We start from the raw sequence: 25,449 nt of genomic DNA on the forward strand, positions 1-25,449 counted from the left end.
ACCGTCTATTCTTGCTGGCAACAAGTCGGACAGAATTAACGAACAGAGGGTGCCGAGCGAAACTGGGAACACAGCCCAGTTTCGCTCAAGTAGACTTTTATTGGCCTATTACTTTTACAGAATCCATAGATTTAAGGCGTTGTAGTAAGGTTTCATCAACCTGAGTGCCGTATAGGTATAGATAAAGATCCAACCAATAATCCCTTCCATTTAAAGCATCAAGCCCATGAATCGCATTGAGTGTATTATCTTCAAAACTCAAATGAGTTAGCTTTGAATTGTCAGGGATCGTGATTTCTGTCATTGGGACGTTGTCTGCATCTAGCCTTCTTAAGACGGAAGACAGCACAGTTTGCGTAATATGACTATTAGATATATCTAGTGTGTCAATGTATTTTAGTGCCGTCAAATCAAGCGAAGTTAATGCTGTGCCATCTAGATACAACCTATTTATAACGCCCGTATTAACGGTGAACTCCGTGAGAGGGTTGTTCGACAAATATAGATCTGAAATATTGCCCCCTTCTTGTGGAATAATAACGTTCGTCAATTGGGCGTCAGCAAGCTTGATAGTATACAACTCTGAGTTGAGCGATAAATCGATACTCGAGAGCATAGACTGAGTCGCATCCAGTGAACGTAAGTTTTTCATGAACTGAGTATTTAGCTGCGTCAGTGGCACATTTTTAATTGTTAAATCAGTAATATTTGACTCGCCATTGAGCGTCAGAGATGCCAAAGCAGAATCGGACGCTTCCAGTTTAGTTAGGCTGGTTGCAAAAGTGAGATCCAGTGCTGCTACCTGTGTCCCACGGATATTCAACTCTTTAAGGTGTATAAATGGACCTAAATCCAGGTAGTTCAACTGCGAGTTGTCAGCCAGCAGGGTTTCCAGCGCGTGTGCTTCGGTCACCCCCCTCACCTCTTGTATCTGGGAGCGAGATAGATTCAATTCTTTTAACTGCATATTTTGACTGATATCCAGATTCGTCAGGCTAGCGCCCCATACAGTAAGGGACTTCAGCCCAGTTGCTTGTGCCACATCAAGTTCACTAATATCAGCCGTTGAGGTAAAGTCTCTTAGTGTCCCTGCATTTTGCAATTTGACCGAGCCAAATGTCCCCTTATATAGCTTAATTGATTCAACTGAACGGAGGTTGATCAGATCTAACTCAAACACCCCATCGTCCATTTCACTATCTCGGATGGTCAGCTCTTTCAAGTTTGTCTGGTTTTCAATTGACCGCAGCGCATTTGAACTCAAAATTGCATCTTCTAAAACCAAGCTCTCCAGATACGGAAATTTATCTAACCCCGCTAAATCAGTTGCATACTTGTTCTGATTGAAACAATAAAAACTAGACTCATATTCCATGTAATTATTATTTGTTGAATCCAAAGAACTCATAAAGTCAATACATTCGCGTAGGTACTCATCTGTTATACCTAACCTGTCTGCATGGGAATCAGGCACCGGCTCCACGGTAACCGAAAAAGTACAGGACTCTATAACTGCATCCGACCTAAAAGTCACATGACCTGTAAAGAGATTTACAGGTCGCTCAATGCCACACCCTTCAAAAGAAGATACATACAAGCCACTACTCCAACCGTCGTAAACAATGACTTCAAGGCGTTCACCATAATTGAAATAAGGTGAAGTCTGATTACTTGTTACCTCAACCCCTTCTGGTGCAGAAATAGTGACTTCAACAACAGCTGGCTGGTAGTCCAGTACAATATATTCTTGCGAGTCACATTGCCCATCAATTTGACGACACAAAGTAATGGAGTCAACATCACTGTCTATCATTTCGTAGGATATGTAACTGCCGTCAGACTCGCTGAGTCTGATTATTTTATTGTCAAAATAGACCTGGTAGCCGATAGTGCTATTGTTCTCGCTGATCTGTAAAGAACCGCTGTGCGTACCTGAATCTTGCCCCCATTCATAAAATGACCACTTTCGAAGTGAAGACGCTGTTTGCTGGTAAAAACGACTACCCTGTTGCCTTAGGTGCCGCTCAATGCCATTGAGTTTCCCACGGGGATCAATATCAACCTTTACCAGCGTACCCACTGCGCCTGATTCATTATGCTCATAAACATACAAGCTACCTGAAAGCATAGTTAAAACTGTATACGAGCCAACTGTTTTCTGCTGGCACTCATCTCTGTCGGCGCTACATAATGCATCATGTCTTCTTAAAATATCATTGTAAAAAGCGCTTACGGTCAGTTGATGGTTTTCAAAACTGGCTGTAGCGGCGCCGTTGAAACGGCCCGAGCGAAGTTCACCGCCTTTGAATAATTCAAAGCCATGGTGCGAGTCATCGAGCTTGAACCGCCAGCTACCAGCCAAATCATCCAAAGTTATGCCTGTAAGCGGGATTAGCAAACCGGCTCCGCGGCTCAACCACGTAGACGTGTCTTCAGATTCAACCTGTTCAACGGTAAATGCATAGCCGCCTTCCCTTTGTTCAAATAGCTTCAATGTGGCTGAATAACCAGATTGTTCGCCATACAAGCGGATCTCATTCTGCGCGGTCAACTCCCAAGTAAGCTGTGACGGCGTGCCCAAACCAGGCTCAAATCTTGACACCGTTCCGGTATGGTCATTATTTAAAGTCAGCCGAATCGTTTTTCCTTGCTCAACAGAGGTGACTGACCATTCACCGATCAAAGTCTCCCTGCCTACGTCTAGTGACGCCAGATAGCGACTGGGGTTTACAGTGCGTGGAGTTGTTTTATAAGTCGGATCATCACGAGAGTTCGACGCACTCCAACTAATATTCACTTCCTGGCCCTGCTGGAAGAGTGTGAAACCATTCACCCACTTTAACTCACTGTGATTAAACTGTATGGGGATTTTCGTCTCATCATCAAAGGTAAAGATAGAAACGTCATTACTCTGTGTTACTGAGAAACTAGCCACGGCGTCTGTACCGTAAAACATCCCACGGTTATCACCCGTCATTTCATAGTACCAACCCGTTGGGATAGCCTCCGCGCTTGTATCTACCAACAAGGTTGACTCTGTCGGTACAAAATCCTCAATAAAGCTGGCGCTGATTTCACAATCTGCAACCGGGTTATTGACCCGATAATAGGCTTGTCCCTGACGTTCAGTAAGATAACCATTACACCCTTTAATATTTGCCAGGCGTGAACCTTCCTGTGCGTTCACAGCGACCAAAAACGCTTCACCATAATAGTACTGTGAGGTGGTTGGCGATAACTCACCCAGACCTTCAATAGCAAAGCTAATGTTTAATGCCGGCTTGGTGTAGCTAACGCGGAATGTATTATTGGCATTACAAGACTCCCCCTCAGCAACATGACACAAGACTACTTCAGATTCAGATTCGTCCTGGATCAACAGATACGAACGGGCTTCAGTGACTAGGTGTTCCAGTTCTATGCGCGTACCATCCAGCCGAGCCTTGTACTCAACGCCATCTATAATCAAAGTGTCGGAACATAAGTGAACCGGTGACGGGCTAGTCGGACAATGAAAGTCTCGCTCAATATGCGACACGCCATTATCAGTTACATGATAAAGACCCAGACCATGATCCAGTGCTCGTCCAAAGCGCTCATTCTTGTAAAGCGACTTATCAAACTGGCCCAGTTTCCAGTCTCTGTCTGACAGGCGATAGAAATGTATACTTCTTGAGATATCATAAGATATGCCGAAATCATCTCTATTATATTCATCTGCGGCAAACTCCACGGCAATGTGATCACCTTGAACTGCAAGCAGTTTGTGACGGAATACTTTGCTAATCTCACATTCTGCTTGACTGGTGTCACAGTGCGCCACGGCCTGACCTGCAAACTCATAGTGATACTGATGCAAAGACCCATTCACTTTAATCCCTTCAATACCTCTGTGCCAGCGATAATGGTAGTTGTCATTGCCATCTACCTTAAATTTGCTTTGAGCACTCTTGCTACCTGTCTGGCGCCACATTTTCTGATAATTGATATCGTTAAAGCTAATCTCCTGATGCTTAATTAGACTTGCCTGAACTACCCGTCTGTGTTCATCGAACCCCTGCAACATCAGGCCCTGATAACCGAATTCAGTCTCTCTGACTGGCACAAACCCGAAGTTATAAAAGGGAGCATTGATCCTGACCTCTTCCCAGGGCCGGGTGTAATACCAAGTACCTAAAACTGAAAAGCCTTCACCATCGGAGAGCATTGGTTCATCGGCGAACATCTCACTTTGATTACCGGCATTCATATCAAAACGAATACGCCTTTGCTCACTAAGCTCATCATTGAAAAGCAGCGACCATTGACCAATAAACGCATCGTCTGCTAGCTGAGTGATCTTGTTGCTATCAAACAACTGAGCATTGACAGAAACGGTGCCTTCTGGAGCCTGGGGCAGTTCCTGGGTTGGCACAAAATCAATGGTGACAGCCTGAGCGTGCTCCGCACTGTCGAAAATAGTCAAGGTAAGCTGGGTCGTCTTAAATCCCGCGCGGGTGCTAAATTGACTGGTGCTCACATCAAGCTCATTCTCCAGGTTAATTAGGATTTGCTGCCCCTGTATTTCCCATGTGAAGTTAGACAAAGTTCTGCCTGCCAGAGAGCCTGTCCGGTCTTCTTTAAACTCTATGCTGGCGCCAAAACCGTCAACCACTGAGGTTTCAAGTAAGTAATAAGTGCCTGAAGGCGAAAAACTGGAAACATCAACTAAGGTATCATCCTGTTTAATTTCCTCTTCAATTTGTGCCAGTAACCCGGGCTGCTCGGTGTCCAGAGAGTCCGTCAGCTGAGCGAGCAACTCGGCATCTTGTGCAAGCGCCAGTGTCGAAGTTGCTCCTTCTGGTAGTGCAACCCCATGGTCAATCACTGCTTTTAATAACGATGCAATCGACAGTTTCTCGCCTGTAGCAATGTGTTTACGCGCTTCTTTCAGCTCGTTCGCATCATTGAAACCGGCTGAATGCATACGCCGCAGTATGGCGTACTCAGCTGTGGTCACGTTAGTGACATTCACATCGAATAGCTCATCACTGTTGAGTGTGTTGTCTTCTCCGGCTGCCTCCTGAAGATCTGACACGGCGCCCAGCTGCGATACCAGCTCTACACGCCCCTGAGTTGTGGTGTCAGTGGCACGCAAAGTACCCAGTGCATTTACTTCACTCTCATCTACACTGAAGGTCAGCTGGTAATCGCCCTGCTCATCTGCCTGCGCAGTAAAGCTCCTCTGCGCTACTTCCAGGACGACATCGGCAAATGGGATCGGCGCATCTGTTACCTTACCCTGTATGGTAAGTGCTACCTTATTTGGTTCAATGGTTACCAGATGAGTATAACTGGATTGCGCTTGCTGATTATCCGTTACAGTCAAGGTAAATGTAACCTCTTGCGCTTGCACGATATCCGGGCTGGTCACTGACAGGCTGGCACGCTCGCTACCGTCCAATATCAGAGCCAGGTTTGAATCATGATGCCACTGATAAGCCACGATTTCGCCATCCGAGTCTTTCGCATCCCCCACCAGAGAGAAAGCTGTGCGTTCGCTGATCTGTATAGGACCGCTTATGTTCACTTGCGGTACAGCATTTGGCAGCGCTTTTATCTCAATGTTATGCGCAACTTTAGTAACCGCACCTTGATTATCGGTGACTTCAAGATACACAGTGGCAGTACTGTCCAGCATAATATCGGGTGTTGAAAGGCTAAGCTGCCCCTCAACTGAAGTGTCTAATACCAGGTCAACAGATGATGTATGACGCCAGCTATACTGCTCAATTTCACCATCACTATCACTGGCCTGTGCTGTGAGTATGAGCTGTTGCCCTTCAAGCAAAGTTGACTCACCCTGAATGATTGCCGTTGGCGCAACATTAGGCAGTGCCCGAACCACGACAGCATGCGAAGCCGTCGCCGTTGCCCCCTGATTGTCTTCAACTGTGACACTAAAGTGAGTCGTCATGTCTGAGGTTATATCGGGCGCTGTCACTTGCAAGATTCGCTCTGTCACATCTGACACCTCCAGTTTCAGCTCAGAGTTATATGACCACGAGTAGCTCGCTATCTGACCATCACTATCAGAGGCATCAGCGAGCAAAGTGAAAGTGACTCCCTCTGTCACTTCATCATCAGCAGACACAGAGACCGCCGGCAAAGCATTAGGTGATGCCTGGATCTGTACCCAATGCGATTCAGATTGTACTCGACCATCAATATGCTCGACATTGACCGTGAAATTCACACCCAGATTATCCGTCAGATCCGGGGCGCTAACGGTGAGCTCAGGCGTACCCGCTCCACTTAGCAGCAACTCAATCGCGGCATCGTGCGTCCAGGTGATCTGCGAGATTTGGCTGGCGTCTACAGAAGGCACAACGGTAAGTATAAAATCGGTTTGTTCTGTATATACACTTTCTCCGGTTACCTCAATCGAGAATGGTTCTAACACATTCTTGATAGTCACCGGATAAGTGGCTGTTGCCTGCGCGCCCATGTTGTCCGTAACGGTCAAAGATACTTTGACTTCGGTATCTTCATCGACACCTTTACTTATAATCTCAAGCGTCGGGCTGTCTTCACCGACTAGCTGTAATTCAGAATCGGCCTGATATGACCACGCGTAGCTATTAATATGGCCATCGGGATCATCAGCAACGGCTATCAGGGTCAACGTCTCATTTTCGTTGGCGCTTTGCGCTCCGGTGATTGACACTGTCGGTACTCTGTTATCCGGAGATACAGTAGACCCGCCACTGCCTGTCTGAGTGTTTGTCTGGGTTCCATTCGATGTATCACCACCACCTCCTCCACAAGCACTTAGCCCCAAACCAAGCAGCGTGATCACCAGGGACCTGTTCACTACACCAACAATGTTGTTTATCACTATGCAATGCCTCACTTTCAGCAACAGATGTTCGTACAAAAAAAGCGCGATTTTAATTGAATTGCCGTGCAGGTCAATTAAAAATGATGTAGTTTTAAGCAATATTTTGTTGAGAAAGCTCACCAGATTCCACAACAGCAACTATTTCTATATTAGATACAAGGAGGTGTGTAAAAATTACAAATGACTAAGTTCGGCTAACAGCTCAGCGCACGCCTGCTGGTTTGTACTCAACCCGCGATGACTTTATGTAGCAATATTCCGCAATGTTCCAAAGCATACCCGGTTAAAAAGGTCTAGCTTTAGGTCTCGCTCTTTCAGTTTGCTTCAAATTACCCACATCAGCTGAGCGCCTGATAAACCCGGCAATTGGCCTTTCTATACAAGCAAAAGACACAAACGCAACCGCAGTGCTCAATGCAAACGAAGCGACAAGTTTAATCTCAACAACCCAGTCAAACTGATTTATGAAAGTGATCGCTGGCATGTGTAATAAATACAGTGAATAAGAGATTTTACCGAAGAAATCACCAACCTTGTTAGCCAGCAGGATATTATTGTCTGGCACCAGAAAAACCACACAAAAAAATACGACACTCATTACCAACAGTACCTCGTAACTCAGCCACATGCGGTTTTTTGCATCCGATGTCACCGGTGACAACTCGGGGTACATCAACGGAATCAGGCATAAAGCCAAAATAAATCCATGCTTTCTCAGATACGGAGGAATAGTCAAGGTTTTATAATGTAACCCGAAGATCACACCGATAAAAAAATAAGGCAGACTACGCAACACGGTGAACTGATTGTAAGGTACACCCTGTATTTCGCCGTAAATACGAGGGAAATTAGTAAAAAATAACAGCAGTAAGCTTCCAACTATCAGCAGGTAGATATAGCCACGCCTTGTCGCAGCGAATAACCATAACAACACAAATAAAACGTAAAACTGCACTTCAGGCGGGATAGACCAGAGTACGCTGTCGCCATGTAAAAACAACACATGCGCCAACAGCGCTTGGTGATCAGGGATATGATAGAGGAGATCGCTGCCTCCCTGAGTCAGTGTGAAAGATGCAAAGACCACCAGCAGATACAGTGGCACAACTCGCGCAAAACGCGCTACAAAGTAATGTTTTACACCTCTAGGGGTAAAGCCTGTCCCCAGATATAAGTGCGACATCAAAAAACCGCTCAGCAGAAAAAATAACATCACCCCATACGCACCAGCGCCGCCTCCCAGCGCCCCATCCAGCCAGTGTGTTATGTCGCTGAAATGTGTTACAAACACGATTATTGCCGCAATGCCTCTCAGGGCATTGAGTTTTCTGATCTCCATACTGGATCCTTTTTATTATTATTTTTATGACGTGCAACAGCCCAGCCTGGCAAGGAAATTGTATTAAATTTAGCGAAATAAACAACAGGATGCGTTTATTAACCAAAGCGCATCAAATATTTATCGTCTTATACTGGTTTATTCCAGAACGATGTCAACGATTTTAGCTGCTGTTTATCACACTCGAGCAAACATGCCAGTTACAATCAAAAGGCCCCACAAGGACCCGCAATTGGTACATATCAAACACAAAACGAAAGAAAAATAGAGACAGATTAGTATAAAAGAACTAGAATAGGCGAATTTTTGACAAGGCAGCTGCGCAAAAACCTAAGTGCAGGCCTAACTCGTGGAGAACTTAATGAAGAAAAAGCTGTTCGCAGGCGCACTGGTTGCTTGTGCATTTTCGGTAAGCGCGTCATCTGAGCATGACCTGGATAAAGGCTATGCCGCACTGGTATTTGATGACTTTTATTCAACATCGGGAAATGCACTGGGTGCCGTGTTCGCAGGCGATGATGTCAGCCTTAATGGCTATTCTATCGGGTATGGCCATAACAGTGCATTGAATGCGCATTATCTGGTTGCCGGTGGCGATATTCAGTACATCAATGGCAGACAGTATGTCGGTCATATCATTGCTGGAGGCCAAACAGATAAGGTTAGCGAAGCCGTGCGTTTAGGCCTCGAAGCCGGTGCAGAGGTAATTGCCAACGCCACGACCCTGCCCGTCGACTTTGCTGATGCTCAGTCGGATATGTTAGCCCTGTCTGCCAGTCTGGCTGAATTGTCACAAACGGGTGAAACACTCAAGCAATGGGGCGGTCTATATCTAACTGGCGATAACACCAGTGAGCTGCAGGTATTTAACCTAACTGGTCAGGACGTTCAGTCAAGTCATACATTTGATGTCTCGGGTATTCCAGACAACGCCACGATTGTGTTCAATATTTCAGGTGCCGGAAATAATTTTGCGCCGCTCAATAACAAGAGCTATGTAACTCTGAGCAACCACAGACAACGCACCATTTTTAATTTCCCCGATGCCACTTCGCTGAATCTGGCAGGTTTGCAAACTGAAGGCGTGATTCTAGCACCCAAAGCCGATATCACAGCACCACACGGCACCGCAACTATGCCAATCATTGCAAACAGCTTTCATGGCTCAATGGAGTTACGCGGCGGAATCTTCACAGGTCAGCTGCCTAATGACAGCGCTGTATGTAACGGTGGTTTGTATGCCATTAACTATTATGGTGATGCCGAGCAGGGCTACGTACACCAGATTGACCTGAGTTCAGGCCAGTCGGACAAAGTGATCAACCTGAACAACACAGCGTCAAATATCGCTGCACATAACGGTAAACTGTATTTCATTGACCAGCAAAGCGCTAAGACCCGTAGCTCACACATTTACAGCTATGACCTGTCTGCAAAAACGCAAACCTTGGAATCAGTGACCGATGGCTACAAAGTCATTCGTCTTGCCTACGATATCTCAGGTGATGTTCTGAAGGCCACCAGTCGCACATACGCTTACGACTACGATGTAGCCACGGGTGAAAAGCGTGTACTGGGCAAAATGAAAGCCTCAAACGAAGACTTCAAAAATGGCGATATTGCCTACTCAGCTGATGGCAACACGCTATACGTGCTCACTGGCACTGCGCTATATACCGCAGACGCAAATTTAGAGCTAACCCTGATCGGCAAGCATGGCGTTAACTGGGCATCCGGTTTGGCCATTTCACCTGAAGGGACGCTATATGTGTCGGGCCGTGAGCGTCATGCTGATGCAGCAATCTATGAGCTTGACCCGCAAACTGCACAAGCGACTAAGCTCTTTCACGTTGCGCATCGCGTGAACGACCTGACCTGGGTGAAGAACTTCTGTAACTAGTCTCTGGTTATTCTCTCATCAAAAAAGGAAGCTGCCCGGTGCAGCTTCTTTTTTGCCCCAAATTCACTTTGGGCCCAAAGTTGCCCTTTAACCCCAGTTTGCCGTACACTCAGGCCATTCGTTGTTTAGAACTACAGGGGACAAAGTGTCGTCGTCCAATAAGAAACAAAGCGGCTTTTTTAGCCAAATGATTTTTAACATTATTATTCCGGTGGTTATCCTGACTAAGTTTTCAGGAGAGCAATACCTGGGTCCGGCACTCGGTGTTGTAGTCGCGCTGGCCTTTCCGCTAGGATTTGGTCTGTGGGAACGTAAAAACACAGGAAAGTTCAGTTTTATCTCTGGTTTGGGTATTGTCTCTGTGTTGCTCACTGGCGGGATCAGTCTGCTGGAGCTGGATGCAAAATATATCGCCATCAAAGAAGCCTTGATCCCCGGGCTTATCGGGATTGGCATTATTGTCAGCCAGTATACTAAATACCCCTTGCTAAAAACGCTGATGTTCAATGACACAGTCATGGACATTGAAGGAATCGAAAAAGCATTGGCAGAAAAAGGCAACAGCGATAAGTTAATCAAAGTACAACAGGTTGCCTCAAAAATCCTCGCCAGTGCATTTTTCTTATCGTCCGCGCTAAACTACATTCTGGCAAAAATGATTGTCGTCAGTCCGGCAGGCACAGAGGCCTACAATAGTGAACTGGGCAGAATGACCGCGCTAAGCTACCCGGTGATTATGGTACCAACCATGATTGTCTTCTTTATCGCGCTTTATTACTTACTAAACTCTTTGAAAAAGCTTTCAGGGCTTAAGCTTGAAGAGATGTTTCACGACCAGGAATAATCCTCGCATCAGCTGATGAATGAATTGGGATGCTGATCTGGCATCCCTTTTTTAACCGCTTTGAATTGATGTGATTAATGGCTGTCAATTTGCTGTTTAAGCCGCAAAAACGCCACCTCCTCTGCCGGGCTCATTGGCAATGGCGCTTCCGGATAGGTATTCGTCCGTAACAAAATTCCATCCTTGATATAAAACAAGTACTTATAAGTCTCAACAGCATACGCGTCGTCTACACTTGGCTTCTGAGCTTTGCCACAAACGTAGATATCATCAATGCGTTCTGCATCTGAAAGCGTATCCGTTTTTAACATCAGCGCGGAAACCTCTGCGCTTGTAGTCCCCTTGAGCACGCTATACACAGTAAAAAAGACCCTTTGCTGGTAACCCAAGGCTTCTTCATCAACAGAACGTACTTTTACTGCGCGACCAATCCCGATAAAGTCGGCCTCTTGTGCTATCTGCAATGCAAAAGCCTCTTCCAGCTTCCTTTCCTCCCGGCGTTCGTTGGAAAGCGTCGTTGCATTAGGGCTACAAGCAAATAGCCCGGATGAGAACAAAAACAGGCTCAATACAAACCATTTCATGGACTTTAACCTTGCTAAGTTTCGCTGCGCTCTTTGTGGATTTCCAACCCCCACGCTTGCCAGGAAATCGCTCTTCCTACAAACGCAACTTTGTTAAACGGCCAATGGTCGCCAAGCCAGCTCTGAACCGTTTTATACAACACGGGATCCAATGCCTGACAGTCTGATCGCACCCATAAATACACTTCACAGTCGTATTCAGGTGAACGGCTTGGATCAATATATACTGACCCCAAACAGCGCTTTTGCGAACAATCAAAAACGGAGTAGGCAAATGCCTCCCGGGCGGCAAATTCGCGCTGATGCACTTTCAGGCTTGCTCTGCTCTCATCAAGAGTCATATCTGCTTTAGGCCAATCAAAATCCGGACCGAAGATCCCCTGCAAATTTTGCTGACTCGACATTACCGCTTCGTAATCAGGTTCGGCAACACTGACGTCCAGTACCCTGAAATGAAAGTACTCAGTATCCAGATTCACTGGCGGTTCAAATGACTCCGGAATAAAATGTTTATTCATCTGTATATCCAATGCTTAATATAGAAAATTGGCCGGTCAATCGCTGCTTGCTTACCTGGAAGTTGTAGCAAGAAAACACCCCGCGCCAATAAACGTGGAACCAAATAGTTTACCCAGCCATGTGCCCGACACTAGGTTGCGTGCTTTAGATTTTGCGCGTTGAGCTACAAAAGCGTAACTGGACAAACACAACACCGACAAAGACATAAAACTCAAAACCAACACAGAGAACTGAGCAAATAATGGCTCTGAGACAACAATAAACTGCGGAAAGAGCGCTGTTGTAAAAACGATAGCTTTGGGATTAGTTAACGCGACCAGGAGACCCTGACCGTATAAATTGAGTGCGTTACTTTTAGCACAGCTGACTTCATTGACATCTAATTTACTCAGCCCATGTCGCCACAATTTCACACCCAAATAGATCAAATATAATGCACCCAGGAATTTAATAATGGTAAAGGCAAACGCTGAATGCAGGATCACCGTACTCAGTCCAAGTACAGATAACCCGGACATAATGAAAAGCCCGGTGATATTACCCAGTACGGTCAGCAGAGACTGTCTAAAACCAAAACTTATACTGCTTATGGACACCAACAAAGCCGCAGGCCCGGGTGTGGCAGTTGCCAGTAACGCAATTGAGCAAAAGGTTATCCAGCTTTCAAATTGCATGGTGTTTTCCCTACAAATCATTGCTTATCTCATTCGCAAAAATAAATACAGACATAACCTCATTGGAGGCCTTGCCTTTAAAGCACTTACTTTTCTTTCGGAGCGAGGGGCATGCCCCATTATAGCTTGCTGGTAACGACTCAAGCACCGGTAAACGTCGTTGGCCTACATAGGTCTTGGAATGCCATGACGTGACTTTTATCCTCACACCTTTAGCGGTTTAATAGGAAACAGCACCTTCCCCGTTATACTGTTTCTGATGATACCAACTACTCGATGAGACAACAAAGCGTAATTTACAGCTTATGGACAGCACACGTGAGACAAAATTGGATTCGTCTACATTCAAGGTAAATGGTTGAACATTTAGAAAAGAGATACCATTTAAATATATTGACCTTAGAGAGGTATTGACCACACTGTGTCTCTGAAAGTTAAGCGGGCATTTTATGAGTAGCGAAAAGAATTCGTCTCATCAAAAAGGAGTAGGCATTTATATAGTTGTATTTACACGCTAGAATAACTCAATTTACAGAAAGTTCTCTGTACGGCAGCAGGAAATCTTTAACGAGTTTTGGCTGGGGCACACACTAGCATTGTACATACCCCGTTTTTTGCAATGCTAAAGCATTACTTAAGATACACTGAAAGTATCTGTGGAGAGTTATATACGCACAAACTGGCATCATCAGTGAATGCTATGGTAACGGTACTGTCCGTTGCTTTTGCAGTTAATAGAGTCGCATAAATATCTTGATATAAAGGATGGTTCGTTTTAAATCTAAACGAATTTTTATCACTACAAGATGACTGAGAGTGGTACTTAGTGACATCTACAAATATTGTCCCGGATGCGGTGCTAATGCCAAGACCTTGAACCTTAAAATCGTCGCTGCCAGCGAACAAAGAACTTGATACAAACAAGCCAGCTAACATCACCACTTTTTTCATCATTTTTTTCATTACTTCATCCATAATCTGTTTTAACAGTACACAAATAAAAGCGCTCAATTACGCCCATCCATCAATTTTATCAAAGCTCACATTCCCCCTCAATTGTGAATAAGGAAATAATGAATATTTCAATACGAATTCTTCAAATGTTCTCCGCTATTTACATGTTAAGTGCATGATATTAATCAATGTGACGTTTTGTTCATTCAAAATGACAGAGATATACAGTTCAGGTTATTCACGCTTCAATGGCATAGTCATCAAATTAATACATATATTTGCTTTGTAACGACTACTCCTGATTTCAGATAATAAGTGCGACATTCAGGCGTTGTTTCTTAAATCATTGAACTAATTTAGCATTGTGTGATCAGATCTCAAAAGCAAACACCGAGATTGAACTTTGAACGAAAAGCGTATCACCAACTGGCGCGATTACAATAAAGCCCTTATCGCCAGAGGCAACATCCAACTTTGGTTTTCCGAGGGTGCAATTGAGCAGTGGAACAACACACAACATCACGGCGGTAAAGGGCGAGCTAATCATTTCTCTGAGCTGGCTATTGAGACCTGCCTGACTTTGCGAGCTGTATTTCGCTTGTCTCTTCGTGCTGCACAAGGCTTTATTTCCTCACTGATATCAATGATGAAGCTTGATTTGGATACGCCAACTTATAGTTGTTTGTGTAAGCGAAGTGCAGATCTGGCTGTTCATTACAGACCAAATACCAGTACTTCCGGAGGCATTGATATCGTGGTTGATAGCACCGGTTTGAAGGTATACGGAAACGGCGAGTGGCACGCAAGAAAACATGGTGCGAATAAACGCCGGACCTGGCGAAAGTTACATCTGACCATTGATGCAAATACGCACCAAATCGTGAGTGCGGAGTTATCTACAATCTCCGTAGCTGATTCAGAAGTTCTGGGCGACTTACTCAGACCATTGCGCAGGAAGGTCAGCTCGGTCAAAGCGGATGGCGCTTATGATACCCGAGGGTGTTATGCTGAAGTGGCAGCCAAAAAGGCCGACGCAGTGATCCCTCCAAGGTGTAATGCGCAGTTGTGGGAAGATGGACACGCTCGCAACAGCGCGGTTATTTTAACAAAGCATATAGGTAGCAGTGAGTGGAAAAAGTGTGTGAACTACCATCAACGTTCACTGGCGGAAACAGCAATGTACCGGTATAAACAGCTAATGGGTGACAAGCTGGTCAGTTGTGGATTCAATCAGCTGCACACTGAAGCGATGATAAAAGTGAAAGTGCTCAATAGAATGGCTGGGCTAGGTATGCCTGAATATCAGGGAAACAGCTAAAATCGCAGCGTTTCCTAAGCTATCTGGATTTGATCAACAAGGCCATTAGCGCCGTACACAAATGGCTAAAAATTATTAGTTATAATGTGTGAACAACGGACAAAGCAAACGGCTTTTTACGAACCTTTAATTCACTTTGTTATATGCCTATTTTTCCAGGCTTTTAAAATTAGATATTTCGTAAAGCTTATCACCTAAAAAGACAAGACTCTGCAAATTTCTTTCTTGCGTCGAGGCTCTGGGTTCCCACACGCATGTTTTAGAGTACCTTTGCCCATTTTTGGGCTTAAAACACCAAGTTGCCCCATCCAACCCTCTCACATTGTCTTCCTGTAGAGTGGCTTGTACCGCACGATACAAATTTTTCAAATACATAGCTGTATCAGGGTCTAACTTCGCTCTTGATTCATGCTTCATTGTGGATTTCAATGGCCTGCTAGTTGAAATGGGTTCTATAAATTCTGACAATAAATAACTCACTTCACCCGAACAAAACTTAAAATGATAGCGACCGTGAAAAGAGGTGCTCATTTCAAGTTCAAACAATTTTCCCCCGAGCACGTCATTTTCTGAACAATTAGGGTCATCGGTAGCAAATGTGTTGAAACCAAAAACAATAAATATCAGTGAAACAGTTCTCATATTGTAAAAGCCGAATGACGTTCAATTAACGGGTTGAGTTTAAGCACTACCATTGAGCAACGAATTAGCAGTTACAAAATAACTAAACCGGGGCACCCTCCTGAGCAGCATACCAACATATCATTGCTATTAACGTAAACGGAATGATGGAAATAACTAAATTTTTCATCCTGACTTGCCGCCACTTAATTAGAATAGCTACTAAGTATGGTATAAACACAACCATGGTAGCGAGTCCCATAAACCCGGCAAAGTACAGCATTTCGATTCTCATGCTGCTTGCGCTGGTGTGATAGCCAAAAACTCCGTAAAGAGCAAAAGCAAGCGGAAAGCACACTATAATCGTAACGGCATTCAATAGGTTATTTATTGTAGGGGCTCCAGTCGGTTCCATGATTCTCTCAATGCTGTACAACAATATCCAAATCAGCCGCCGCATCAACAGTCGGCTGTACTTGTTAGTTATTTGAAAATTTAAAGTGACACTTCTCTGTAGTCCCATTGGACTGCAAATCCCCGTGCCCCCATTAAAGGGTTCGCAAGGCGTTTGAACTCATTATCTTGAATCTCCCACTCAGCATCAGACTCAAGCTTTAGAGTCTCCGTGAGAACAGCCTTTGCTTCTGCTGTGATTCGGTCTTCAAATGTAACTGTATATTCTCCCATAGGAACAAACTTAATTTTATTAACAATAAAGAGCCGTCCAGTTCTGCCTCCAATTCGACTGCGCAGCTTTTTTTCATACTTACTATAGAGTGGCGTGCTTTTTAGCTCATAAAATGCTGATAACGCACTCCTTCCTTTTGGTTGTACGTGACTTGCAGATACGTACGAATAACTAGCGCTTTGGGCAAATAAAGCTTTTACGTTGCCAGTGACTTTTTCACTGAGTTTGGCATTAAGGTTTGCAACAAACTTGCTGTTTATTTTTCCGCTCTCTGCACCTGTAACTAAGCCATTCCCGGTATCATATTCCTGGGGCATTTCAATGTCCCACATGTTATTAAACGAGATATCTTCAGGAAGATTATCTAACTCTTTCAGCCATTTATAGTCAGATATCACATCATATCCATTATCAGTTTCAAGTAGCAAAGTTCCAGGGAGATGGACTTCCCAAAATGGATTATACGATGTAAGTTTTCCCGGCTTATCAAATAATGGCGCTTCAGTGGGAGAGTGAACGCCACTCATTTTGCACCCAGAGATGAACAAAAAAAGAAATATTAGCAATAGTTTCAACATACCAAGTCTCCTTTAGGTTGAAAATCCACACGATTCACTCATGTTATATACCAGTGGTATTACTGAGAATATCGGTTTAAACCAGCCTACAAGCTATCCCCCCTCAAAATAACATCAATACATTATGAACTATAACCACGTAGCTTATTGCTCAACACCAAAGTGCTCAGTTGAACGTGAGGCCTGGAATAAACGCACACTCGATTAGTTTAGGACGATAATGTTACTTATACCCGTTCGTATGCACATAATTGACCATAGTGGAGCGAGTGACTCTGGGTTGCTTTTAACAAACCCCAGCTCATGGACATGAACAACACAGCATGCCTATCGTTAAGGGCCTCTGGAAAATTTGTGATAGTCACATGCAAACAGACACCACTACATAGTATTGGCAGCAAAAATCTTTTTTTAGCCCATTACTTACTGACTCTCCCTTTAACGCCAGCCCTTTGTTTGACTATTTCCCCTCCAGTATGTTGAAAAAAACCGCAATTAAGCTGATTTAGCGCAGCTTTTACTGTCTCTACCCATTGAATTGAGACCCTTATGGCCTTAGTATCGGGAAAAACAATAATAATAACTGTAACGTTTTGAGTTCTTTAAGCCGCTTTTTCTTACTTGAGGAAGAAACCCAATCGCCAAGCGAGGTGCCTAACTGGCGTGTCAGTGCACTGCGCATTATTTTGGTGACCGGACTTTTGTTGTGCCTGGGGATCTTTATCAACAGCTTGCCCGCTGCACTGGCATTTGAACTTAATTATGTGCTAGCACTGACATCGGGCTTTACACTCACCATAGGTGTGCTGCTTACACTGAGCCGCAGTGCCTACAAATTGTGTGCTCACTTGCTAATGATTGCCATTGTGGCCGCAGGTGTAGCCATTAAACTGTTTATCCCCTTGTTACCCCTTGCTCAGCTTGGTTCTATTTTTGTTTACATTACGCCTATTCTGGCTTTGCTGCTGCTGGGTAAGCGAACCGCAATTTTTTACGCAGCATTGAATATAGTCCCGTTTCTGATGATAGTGCAGCAGGTTAATGTCTCAATGATCCCGTCGGGTGAGCGCATGTTGGTAGACGGAGACATTTACATACATTTTTTATTGTTTTTCTTCTTTAACTGTACAGTGCCACTGGCCGTGTGGCGCACCAGTCTGGCCGCCAGCCGATTGAATTTACATATGGCAAGCAATAATGAACTACTGGCTTCTCAGAAACAAATCTATCAGCGCTTCTTTCAGAAATCATTTCACGCCATTGTGCTGGTAGACCAACAATTTAATATTGCTGAAGCCAATGAGAAAGCGCGCCGATTGCTGGGGATCCAAACTCAACCCCTGCCCTGTAATTTCGCTCGTGTGACTCAGGACGATCTGAGTCGACTGCTGAACAATAACGACCTGATTGATGCTGACCTGAATACCTTTCATGTCGGCGAACGCACGATAGAACTGGCGTCGCGGGAATATCACTCCGAGCAGCTATGTGCCTGGTACCTTAATGACGTCTCTGATCAGCATCAGCTTCAGCAGGATCTGCTGGCGCTGGACGTCGCCCACCAGCAAGCCAAATATTTTGATGCGCGGACCAACTTACCGGACAAAACCTGGCTTACCGAGCAATTACAGGTGCACATTGATCGCGGTCAGCCCTTTGCTCTGCTGATTGCTGAAAACCTCAATAAACATGTACTGGATTACCTGATTGATGGTGAGCTGCACAAACACTTATATGGCCACATTAATCAGGTAGCTGAGCACGACCCCAGTTTGCTCGATCAGATTGCCTATATTGGTGCCGGAAGGCTGGCTATTATTATCGAGCCCGATGTACCCGTGCTGGAAGTGGCACAACGCTGGCATCAACATCTAGATTTCTGGCTCAAACTGGGTCAGCATCAATTCCACGCCCGTTATGCAGTAGGCATTGCTACCTATCCGGAACATGGTTATATCCCGGAACGCCTGCTGAAAAATGCACAGCAAGCCTGTGAATTGCGTGGTGCAGGCGATGACCTGGCCATCTTTGACCACGGAACACGACGCCAGACACTGGCGCGTCACGAAATGGCCCTGCTGCTTGAAAAAGCACTGGAACATGACGAGTTACAAATAGTTTTGCAAAGCAAACACGATAACACCCACTCCGTAATTGGCTATGAAGCCCTGGCCCGCTGGCACAGCCCTTTGCTGGGCTGGGTATCTCCCGGGGAGTTTGTACCCATTGCTGAGGAATTTGGCCTGGTTAATCATTTGACACAACGCATTCTGCACAAAGTGTGTCACACCTTACAAAGCCACCCGGATATTCATGTGCCTATCGCCATCAATATCAGCTCCCGGGATATTGCCTGCGAGCAGTTTGCCCGCAACACACTGGCCATAGTGCACAGCTACGGCCTGAATCCGCGCATGTTTGAATTTGAGCTCACCGAGTATAGTTTTGCCGATGATCACAATCAGATCATGGAGGCCCTCGATAAAATGGGGTTCAGCCTGAGTATTGATGATTTCGGGATAGGATATTCCAATATTGCGCGGGTACTGGCTTCTCCCATTAAGCGACTTAAACTGGACCGCTCTTTGGTCACCCAGATCACTACAGATCAAAAACAGCAGGCGCTGTTGCTGGGGATCCTGACCATGTGTGATAACCTCGGTATTGCGGCACTGGCAGAAGGCGTGGAAACTCAGGAGCAGCTGAATAAACTGCTCGAACTGGGGGTTAAAGAGTTTCAGGGCTACTGGTTTAGCCGCCCTGTGGCAGTTGAACAGGTGCTGGCAAACACACACGAAGCCTCTGCCACTTAATTGCTTTGTCGGTCTTCCAGCGCCATACATTGATATCTCAGCTCACCTAGAAACGCCCTGGCAGCCGGGCCGAGCGTATCTCCATCTTTAAAAATCAGGTTGAGCTGAGCCTGACGTGTGCGATTGTGGGTCAAGGGTAGTGGTTGTAACGCGCCCGTGCTGAGCTGCGTTGCAATGGCACTGTAGGGCAACCAGGCAAAACCCAGCCCTTGAGTCACCATATCCACCATAGTGCGCAAATGACTTACGGTCCAGCGCTGATCAGCCCCCAACCAGCCGCTGTCTGTCCCCTTACCCAGCGCAGAATCTCTGACTACGATTTGCCTGAATGATTTGAGGTCTTCCAGCGTCAGCTCACGGTCCAACTGATGTAATTTATGCTCCGGATGGGCAACGGCCACAAACTCCACCTGACATAACTGTTCACTAAACCCATCCGCCAGCACCATAGGAGAGATGGCAATATCCACCTTAGCGTTCTGAAGCGCCTCAAACGAACCTGACAGAATAGACTCAACAAGTTCAATACGCAGCAGTGGATAGGCCTGAGAGGTTGTCTCCAGTACTTTGTAGAGCAATGACTGAGGAAAGATTTCATCGACGGCAATACGCAGGTGGCTCTCGACCCCTTTTGCCAGAGTCTGGCCAACTGCTTCGACTTTCTCAGCTTCGTCGAGCAAATAATTGGCACGACGCAACATCATGTCGCCCGCTTCCGTCAGGTGCGTTTTGCGGCCTTCCACCTGAAATAGCTTAACTGATAACGCAGTTTCTATTTTTTGTACTGCTGTATGTATGCTCGATTGGCTTTTATGGATAGCCTTAGCAGCCTGATTAAATCCGCCATGCTCCACGACAGCGCGAAACATACGCCACTGCTCAAGCGTCACTCGTAACATCTCACCTTCCTCGTCATTTGACCCTATAGGGCCTTTGTCTGTAACTATTCTAATCTATTCAAGTACTTTTCTCTATTGATGTACAAGGCGTTCAACTTTTCATTACCTCAAGCAGTCTCACCGCAGAAACGAAATAAAACCAAAAGGCCAGCACAGTTTGTCATAATTTAGTCATCAAACAGGGGTATGATGCGCCTGCTTTTAACCGGTATGTACTCTTATTGGTTACTTGGATTTTCAACCTCCCTTGAGTATTTACTGCACGGAGGCAGTAAGATTTCCCTTGGTGCTTTTGGCCCAACCAATAGCAGATCCATATAGCCGGCAGAAGTCGGCTTTTTTCTTTATTGCTATCAGCAACCCAATACTTTGTCAGAATGAATGTAAAAAGATGTCTGTGAAAGGCTGAAATTTTGACTCGATGTCTTTGAATGCGGGCGTGAACAGTTGCTTGAGAGAGAAACAGGATGGGGCATAGGAGCCCCGTCCATAGTTCAGCAGATTAACCTGCCGGATAAATATAGCTAGACTGTAAACCCAGAGGAATGCTCAGGCCCCAGTATGCCAGCAGGAATAAGCTCCAGCCAATCAGGAAAGCAATAGAGTACGGCAACATCAGTGCCAGCAATGTACCAATTCCGGTGTCTTTCACATACTTCTGACAGTAAACCACAACCAGCGGGAAGTAAGGCATCAATGGCGTAATGATGTTTGAACTGGAATCACCAACACGATACGCCGCCTGAGACAGATCTGGTGAAATACCCAGTTGCATCAACATAGGCACAAAGATTGGGCCTAATAGTGCCCATTTCGCTGAACTTGAACCAACAAACAGGTTCACAAAAGCAGTCAGGAAGATAATCCCAATCACAGTCACAGAGCTTGGCAGTGCCATTGCCTTTAATACTTCTGCACCTTCGATGGCCAATAATGCCCCCAAATTAGACTGGCTAAATGCCGCAATAAACAGCGCACAGAAGAACGCCATGACGATATAATAAGACATCGAGTTCATCGACTTACTCATTGCATCTATCATGTCTTTTGATGACTTAAAAGTACCGACCATAAAACCAAATACGGCGCCTGGGATCCAGAACAGTAAGAAAATCAGCGGTACAATGGACTGCATCAACGGCGCACTAAAATCGGTCAATGCACCACTTTCACTGCGCAGCGCCGAGTCTTCACCACTGGCCGCATAGATGAGCAAACCAATACCAGCCAGCATGACAGCAGACGCCGCGTAAAATGCCGAACGCTCTTTGCCGGTTACTTCGTTAAACTCAGGCAGATCATCAGTATCACCGTCGACTTTGGTCGATGCCAGGCGCGGCTCAATAATTTTATCAGTAATGTACCAGCCAAGCAGAATAATAAAGATACTCGACGCCGACGTGAAGAACCAGTTGTTCAGCGGGTTGACCGAGATTTCAGGATCGATGATTTGGGCTGCGCTTTGAGTGAAGCTTTGCAATAACGGATCAATACCTGAAGGGATAAAGTTCGCACTAAAGCCACCACTTACCCCGGCAAATGCCGCTGCAATACCTGCTAGCGGGTGACGGCCCATGGCATAGAAAATCACACCTGCCAACGGAATTACCAGCACATAACCGGCATCGGTCGCCGTATGACTCACAATCGCAATCAGAATGATAGAGGGAGTAAGCAGGGCCTGAGGCGTGCGCTTCAACATCAGCTTCAAACCGGCATTAATATAGCCTGAGTGCTCGGCCACACCGACGCCCAGCATAGCAACCAAAACTACGCCCAGAGGCGCAAAGCCAGTAAAGGTTTTAACCATTGAGGCCAAAAAGCCAGCCAGAGAATCGCCGCTTAGCAGGTTATGAACAACAATCGCCTCTCCGGTGCGTGGATCGATGGCATCAAAACTGACACCTGACAGCATCCAGGACAATAGCCAAATCAGCAGCATGGCACCGAGGAAGATCATGGCAGGATCAGGCAGCTTATTGCCCACCCTTTCAATGTTGTTGAGGAATCGCATAACGAAACTGGTGTCGTTATTCGCGTTTTTCGCTTGTTCCATAGTTAATCCCTAAAAAGAAAATTAGCCAACTTTAACTTAACAACCGTAACAATGCCAATTCATTTGTTCCTTAATCCATTACGTGGGTATTATTTATGCGTTATTTTGCGTTATCGCAAAGAATGCGTAATTCAACTCAGCTACTATACTTGAAAAACCAGCCAGACTCCGGGCTGGCTGATCGTGTTTTCAGTATTTTTCTCAACGAGACCGCTATGATCGAAATAGACAACGCCGTGCTTAAGGATATGAATCATGGGTTTTGCCTGCCAGCAAAGCCCGAGCTGTTGCAAAGTTTGCATCAGGTACTGCAACAACCCGAACCTGAGCTAGGCGAAATTGCAGCGCTGATAGCAACAGATGTAGCGACCTCCGCCGCAGTATTAAAAGTAATTAACTCCTCCAGCTATGGCTTTTCACGTACCATTACGGACATTCGCCAGGCTGTGATGTTTCTGGGACTCAACAGTATTACCATGCTGGTGACGGGCTATTTGCTCAAACAAGCCTTTGATCAATCCAAGTGCTGCATCAAGCTGGAGCGTTTTTGGGACAGTGCTCAAGAAATTGCCGATGTGGCGACACTGATTGGCAACAAGATAAAAAGTAAAGTACCGGTCGAAAACCTGTACATGCTCGGCCTGTTCCATGATGCAGGTATTCCCGCCATGGCGTTCAATTACCCGGATTATGTCGAGGTATTGGGCGCCGCAAACAGAAATTACGATACCTTGCTGGTTGAGTTCGAAGAAGCCCGCTACCAGACCAACCATGCTGTGATTGGTTATTACCTGGCAAACAGTTGGAATTTGCCCAAGCCCATTTGTCAGCTTATTCTGCGCCATCACGACATTACCTATCTTCGGGAAAAACGTAGCGATGAAGAAATGCTGACCTTCTCAACATTGAAAATGGCAGAGAATCTGGTTCACACCAACAAGCGCTTTGTCGCGGCGCCAGACTGGCCACTGATGAAACAAAGCGTGCTTGATGCACTTAACCTGGATGAAGACGACTACCAGGACCTCAAAGACGATACCGAAGAATACTTCACCAGTTAGCTCAGTTACACGTCCTGACAGGGCTTTTGATCTCCCAACCTCATTAGCCCAGTCATTTTCCACTTGGCAAATGCTTTCAAATCGTTAACATGAGTGGCAAAAATCATGGAACGTCGTGTTGGAATCAAATTTTGCTAAACTCAGGAACCTGGGCCCCGGGATCCTCATGGCCACCGCCGCAGTCGGAGGCTCTCATCTGGTCGCCGCCACCCAGGCAGGCGCCTTATTTGGCTGGCAACTATTATGGTTAGTGGTTGCGGTTAACCTACTCAAGTACCCCTTTTTCCGTTTTGGGGTGGAATACACACTGCATAGCGGTAACAGCCTGGTCACGGGCTATCACAATAAAAACCGGGCTTTGTTCTATCTGTTTGTGGTGCTCAATGTCATCGCTGCAGTTGTGAACACGGCGGGGGTACTGTTGCTCACTGCTGCACTGCTCCAATATGCGTTACCCTGGTCTATCTCGTTGACCACTTTATGCTATGCCTTATTATTTATCTGCCTTGGGATCTTATTGTTTGGTCACTATAAACTGCTCGACAAAGCCAGCAAGGGGATCATGGCCATCTTGTGCTTTACCACACTGGCAGCTTTGCTGGTCGCAGTGTCACAGGGTCAGGCACATCCCTCACCACAACCGGCCCCGTCGCCCTACTCACTTGCACTACTGGGATTTATGGTGGCCCTGATGGGCTGGATGCCAGCCCCCATTGAAATCTCTGCCATCAATTCGCTCTGGCTCAAAGCCAAAACTCGCACTCAATCGCTCAGTAAAGCACAGGGCTTGTTTGATTTTAACCTTGGCTACTTTCTGACGCTGTTTCTGGCCGTGGTATTCTTTTCACTGGGTGTGCTACTACAGTATGGCCAGAGTCAAAAAATCGAACTCGCAGGCGTCGCTTTTTCTAAACAGCTGATAGATATGTATGCACTAACACTGGGAGAGTGGGCGCGCTGGTTGATAGCCACGATTGCCTTTTTATGTATGTTTGGCACTACCATCACTGTACTGGATGGCTACGCCAGAACCCTGGATGATGCTGTGAAGCTGATCAAACCACATAAAAACAAAGCCAGCCTGTCATTGTTTATTGCCCTGCAAGCCATATTCGGTATGGTGCTGGTGCTATTTTTTAAAGCCAATCTCAAAGACATGCTGATGTTTGCCATGACACTGGCGTTTTTAACCACGCCATTTTTTGCCTGGCTCAATTTCTCGCTGATCCGCAAAGAACTGTTTGCACAGCAAAGTAAGCTGGTGCAAATATTGACCTGGACAGGTCTTACCTATTTGATTGCGTTTGCAGTGTTATTTGTGGTGTGGCGCTGGGTGCTCTGAAGTAGTAATACCAATTTCACTTAATACCTGGTCTATTTGAAGGAGCAAATTGGTATAAAAAGGCGGTATCAACCGCCTTTTTATTTGGGTAAATTAAGCACCTAACTGCTTAAGTCGCTCCCAGATGGTTACCACGTGATGCTTATCTTCCTCGTTAAGCTCACCGTCGCGGTAAGCTTTCACCAGGCTGGATTCAACTTTGGCATTCAGCTCATCGACTGATAACGTCAGTTCCTCAACCTGAGCATATCCAACTGCCAGGTCAAAATGACCGCGTAAGTAGCCACCAGCAAACAGTTCGTCATCGCTTGCTCTTTCTACTAATTCATCAAAAAACTGCTGTGCAGCTTCTATATACGCTTGAAGTGACATTCTGTCT

17 protein-coding genes are annotated in these 25,449 nt (G+C 45.7%); 6 read left to right on the forward strand and 11 right to left on the reverse strand.

Annotated elements, in window-relative coordinates:
- Window positions 1-97 precede the first annotated feature (97 nt).
- A complete protein-coding gene (locus CWC22_RS12620; protein ID WP_138537750.1) occupies window positions 98-6,877 on the reverse strand; it encodes a PKD domain-containing protein in 6,780 nt (2,259 codons plus the stop codon).
- 286 nt (window positions 6,878-7,163) lie between these two features.
- Window positions 7,164-8,219, reverse strand: a complete 1,056-nt coding sequence (locus CWC22_RS12625) for an acyltransferase family protein (protein WP_138537749.1) — start codon at window positions 8,217-8,219, stop codon at window positions 7,164-7,166.
- 361 nt (window positions 8,220-8,580) lie between these two features.
- Between CWC22_RS12625 and CWC22_RS12630 the strand changes: the two genes are divergently transcribed.
- Both CWC22_RS12630 and CWC22_RS12635 read left to right on the forward strand, forming a co-directional pair.
- Window positions 8,581-10,119, forward strand: a complete 1,539-nt coding sequence (locus tag CWC22_RS12630) for a choice-of-anchor A family protein (RefSeq protein ID WP_138537748.1) — start codon at window positions 8,581-8,583, stop codon at window positions 10,117-10,119.
- Between the two features lie 187 nt (window positions 10,120-10,306).
- Window positions 10,307-10,963 carry a VC0807 family protein gene (locus tag CWC22_RS12635; protein WP_125561917.1) on the forward strand — a complete coding sequence of 219 codons (657 nt, stop codon included), beginning with the start codon at window positions 10,307-10,309 and terminating at the stop codon, window positions 10,961-10,963.
- Window positions 10,964-11,037: 74 nt separating this feature from the next.
- Here CWC22_RS12635 and CWC22_RS12640 read toward each other — a convergent pair whose 3' ends face one another.
- The 4 genes from CWC22_RS12640 to CWC22_RS12655 form a co-directional block, all read right to left on the reverse strand.
- Complete coding sequence (locus tag CWC22_RS12640; RefSeq protein ID WP_138537747.1) at window positions 11,038-11,547, reverse strand: hypothetical protein; 510 nt, start codon at window positions 11,545-11,547, stop codon at window positions 11,038-11,040.
- 14 nt (window positions 11,548-11,561) lie between these two features.
- The gene (locus tag CWC22_RS12645) at window positions 11,562-12,065 is read right to left on the reverse strand and encodes a hypothetical protein (protein ID WP_138537746.1); all 504 of its coding nucleotides are present in this window, start codon (window positions 12,063-12,065) and stop codon (window positions 11,562-11,564) included.
- 51 nt (window positions 12,066-12,116) lie between these two features.
- Entirely contained in the window at window positions 12,117-12,740 is a 624-nt protein-coding gene (locus CWC22_RS12650; RefSeq protein ID WP_138537745.1) for a LysE family translocator, read from the reverse strand.
- Window positions 12,741-13,370: 630 nt separating this feature from the next.
- Entirely contained in the window at window positions 13,371-13,703 is a 333-nt protein-coding gene (locus CWC22_RS12655) for a hypothetical protein (RefSeq protein WP_125561792.1), read from the reverse strand.
- Between the two features lie 394 nt (window positions 13,704-14,097).
- On the opposite strand from CWC22_RS12655, the gene CWC22_RS12660 reads away from it, so the two are divergent.
- The gene (locus CWC22_RS12660; protein WP_138537744.1) at window positions 14,098-15,012 is read left to right on the forward strand and encodes an IS5 family transposase; all 915 of its coding nucleotides are present in this window, start codon (window positions 14,098-14,100) and stop codon (window positions 15,010-15,012) included.
- A gap of 147 nt (window positions 15,013-15,159) precedes the next feature.
- Here CWC22_RS12660 and CWC22_RS12665 read toward each other — a convergent pair whose 3' ends face one another.
- Both CWC22_RS12665 and CWC22_RS12670 read right to left on the reverse strand, forming a co-directional pair.
- Window positions 15,160-15,654, reverse strand: coding sequence for a hypothetical protein (locus CWC22_RS12665; RefSeq protein ID WP_138537743.1), 495 nt, complete (start codon window positions 15,652-15,654; stop codon window positions 15,160-15,162).
- Between the two features lie 474 nt (window positions 15,655-16,128).
- On the reverse strand, window positions 16,129-16,899 hold the full coding sequence (locus CWC22_RS12670) for a hypothetical protein (protein ID WP_138537742.1): 771 nt from the start codon (window positions 16,897-16,899) through the stop codon (window positions 16,129-16,131).
- Between the two features lie 593 nt (window positions 16,900-17,492).
- On the opposite strand from CWC22_RS12670, the gene CWC22_RS12675 reads away from it, so the two are divergent.
- Window positions 17,493-19,712, forward strand: a complete 2,220-nt coding sequence (locus CWC22_RS12675) for a GGDEF domain-containing phosphodiesterase (RefSeq protein ID WP_138537741.1) — start codon at window positions 17,493-17,495, stop codon at window positions 19,710-19,712.
- Here CWC22_RS12675 and CWC22_RS12680 read toward each other — a convergent pair.
- Both CWC22_RS12680 and CWC22_RS12685 read right to left on the reverse strand, forming a co-directional pair.
- On the reverse strand, window positions 19,709-20,611 hold the full coding sequence (locus CWC22_RS12680; RefSeq protein WP_138537740.1) for a LysR family transcriptional regulator: 903 nt from the start codon (window positions 20,609-20,611) through the stop codon (window positions 19,709-19,711). The genes CWC22_RS12675 and CWC22_RS12680 overlap by 4 nt on opposite strands.
- A gap of 502 nt (window positions 20,612-21,113) precedes the next feature.
- Window positions 21,114-22,667 carry an AbgT family transporter gene (locus tag CWC22_RS12685; protein WP_010382038.1) on the reverse strand — a complete coding sequence of 518 codons (1,554 nt, stop codon included), beginning with the start codon at window positions 22,665-22,667 and terminating at the stop codon, window positions 21,114-21,116.
- Window positions 22,668-22,882: 215 nt separating this feature from the next.
- Between CWC22_RS12685 and CWC22_RS12690 the strand changes: the two genes are divergently transcribed.
- Window positions 22,883-23,728: an HDOD domain-containing protein gene (locus CWC22_RS12690; protein ID WP_138537807.1), complete on the forward strand. Its 846-nt coding sequence runs from the start codon at window positions 22,883-22,885 to the stop codon at window positions 23,726-23,728.
- Between the two features lie 166 nt (window positions 23,729-23,894).
- Window positions 23,895-25,070 (forward strand): NRAMP family divalent metal transporter, encoded by a 1,176-nt coding sequence (locus tag CWC22_RS12695; RefSeq protein WP_125561919.1) that lies wholly within the window; start codon window positions 23,895-23,897, stop codon window positions 25,068-25,070.
- Window positions 25,071-25,163: 93 nt separating this feature from the next.
- Here the strand turns inward: CWC22_RS12695 and CWC22_RS12700 are convergent, their stop codons facing one another.
- Window positions 25,164-25,442 (reverse strand): YfcL family protein, encoded by a 279-nt coding sequence (locus CWC22_RS12700; RefSeq protein WP_049863908.1) that lies wholly within the window; start codon window positions 25,440-25,442, stop codon window positions 25,164-25,166.
- Window positions 25,443-25,449: the final 7 nt, after the last annotated feature.

Origin of the sequence: Pseudoalteromonas rubra, assembly GCF_005886805.2 — a bacterium.
Lineage (GTDB): Bacteria > Pseudomonadota > Gammaproteobacteria > Enterobacterales > Alteromonadaceae > Pseudoalteromonas > Pseudoalteromonas rubra_D.

Coding starts and splice junctions, on each gene's coding strand:
- CWC22_RS12625 (WP_138537749.1), bottom strand. CDS start 8,219: ATGGAGATCAGAAAACTCAATGCCCTGAGAGGCATTGCGGCAATAATC.
- CWC22_RS12630 (WP_138537748.1), top strand. CDS start 8,581: ATGAAGAAAAAGCTGTTCGCAGGCGCACTGGTTGCTTGTGCATTTTCG.
- CWC22_RS12635 (WP_125561917.1), top strand. CDS start 10,307: ATGATTTTTAACATTATTATTCCGGTGGTTATCCTGACTAAGTTTTCA.
- CWC22_RS12640 (WP_138537747.1), bottom strand. CDS start 11,547: ATGAAATGGTTTGTATTGAGCCTGTTTTTGTTCTCATCCGGGCTATTT.
- CWC22_RS12645 (WP_138537746.1), bottom strand. CDS start 12,065: ATGAATAAACATTTTATTCCGGAGTCATTTGAACCGCCAGTGAATCTG.
- CWC22_RS12650 (WP_138537745.1), bottom strand. CDS start 12,740: ATGCAATTTGAAAGCTGGATAACCTTTTGCTCAATTGCGTTACTGGCA.
- CWC22_RS12655 (WP_125561792.1), bottom strand. CDS start 13,703: ATGAAAAAAATGATGAAAAAAGTGGTGATGTTAGCTGGCTTGTTTGTA.
- CWC22_RS12665 (WP_138537743.1), bottom strand. CDS start 15,654: ATGAGAACTGTTTCACTGATATTTATTGTTTTTGGTTTCAACACATTT.
- CWC22_RS12670 (WP_138537742.1), bottom strand. CDS start 16,899: ATGTTGAAACTATTGCTAATATTTCTTTTTTTGTTCATCTCTGGGTGC.
- CWC22_RS12680 (WP_138537740.1), bottom strand. CDS start 20,611: ATGTTACGAGTGACGCTTGAGCAGTGGCGTATGTTTCGCGCTGTCGTG.
- CWC22_RS12685 (WP_010382038.1), bottom strand. CDS start 22,667: ATGGAACAAGCGAAAAACGCGAATAACGACACCAGTTTCGTTATGCGA.
- CWC22_RS12690 (WP_138537807.1), top strand. CDS start 22,883: ATGATCGAAATAGACAACGCCGTGCTTAAGGATATGAATCATGGGTTT.
- CWC22_RS12695 (WP_125561919.1), top strand. CDS start 23,895: ATGGCCACCGCCGCAGTCGGAGGCTCTCATCTGGTCGCCGCCACCCAG.
- CWC22_RS12700 (WP_049863908.1), bottom strand. CDS start 25,442: ATGTCACTTCAAGCGTATATAGAAGCTGCACAGCAGTTTTTTGATGAA.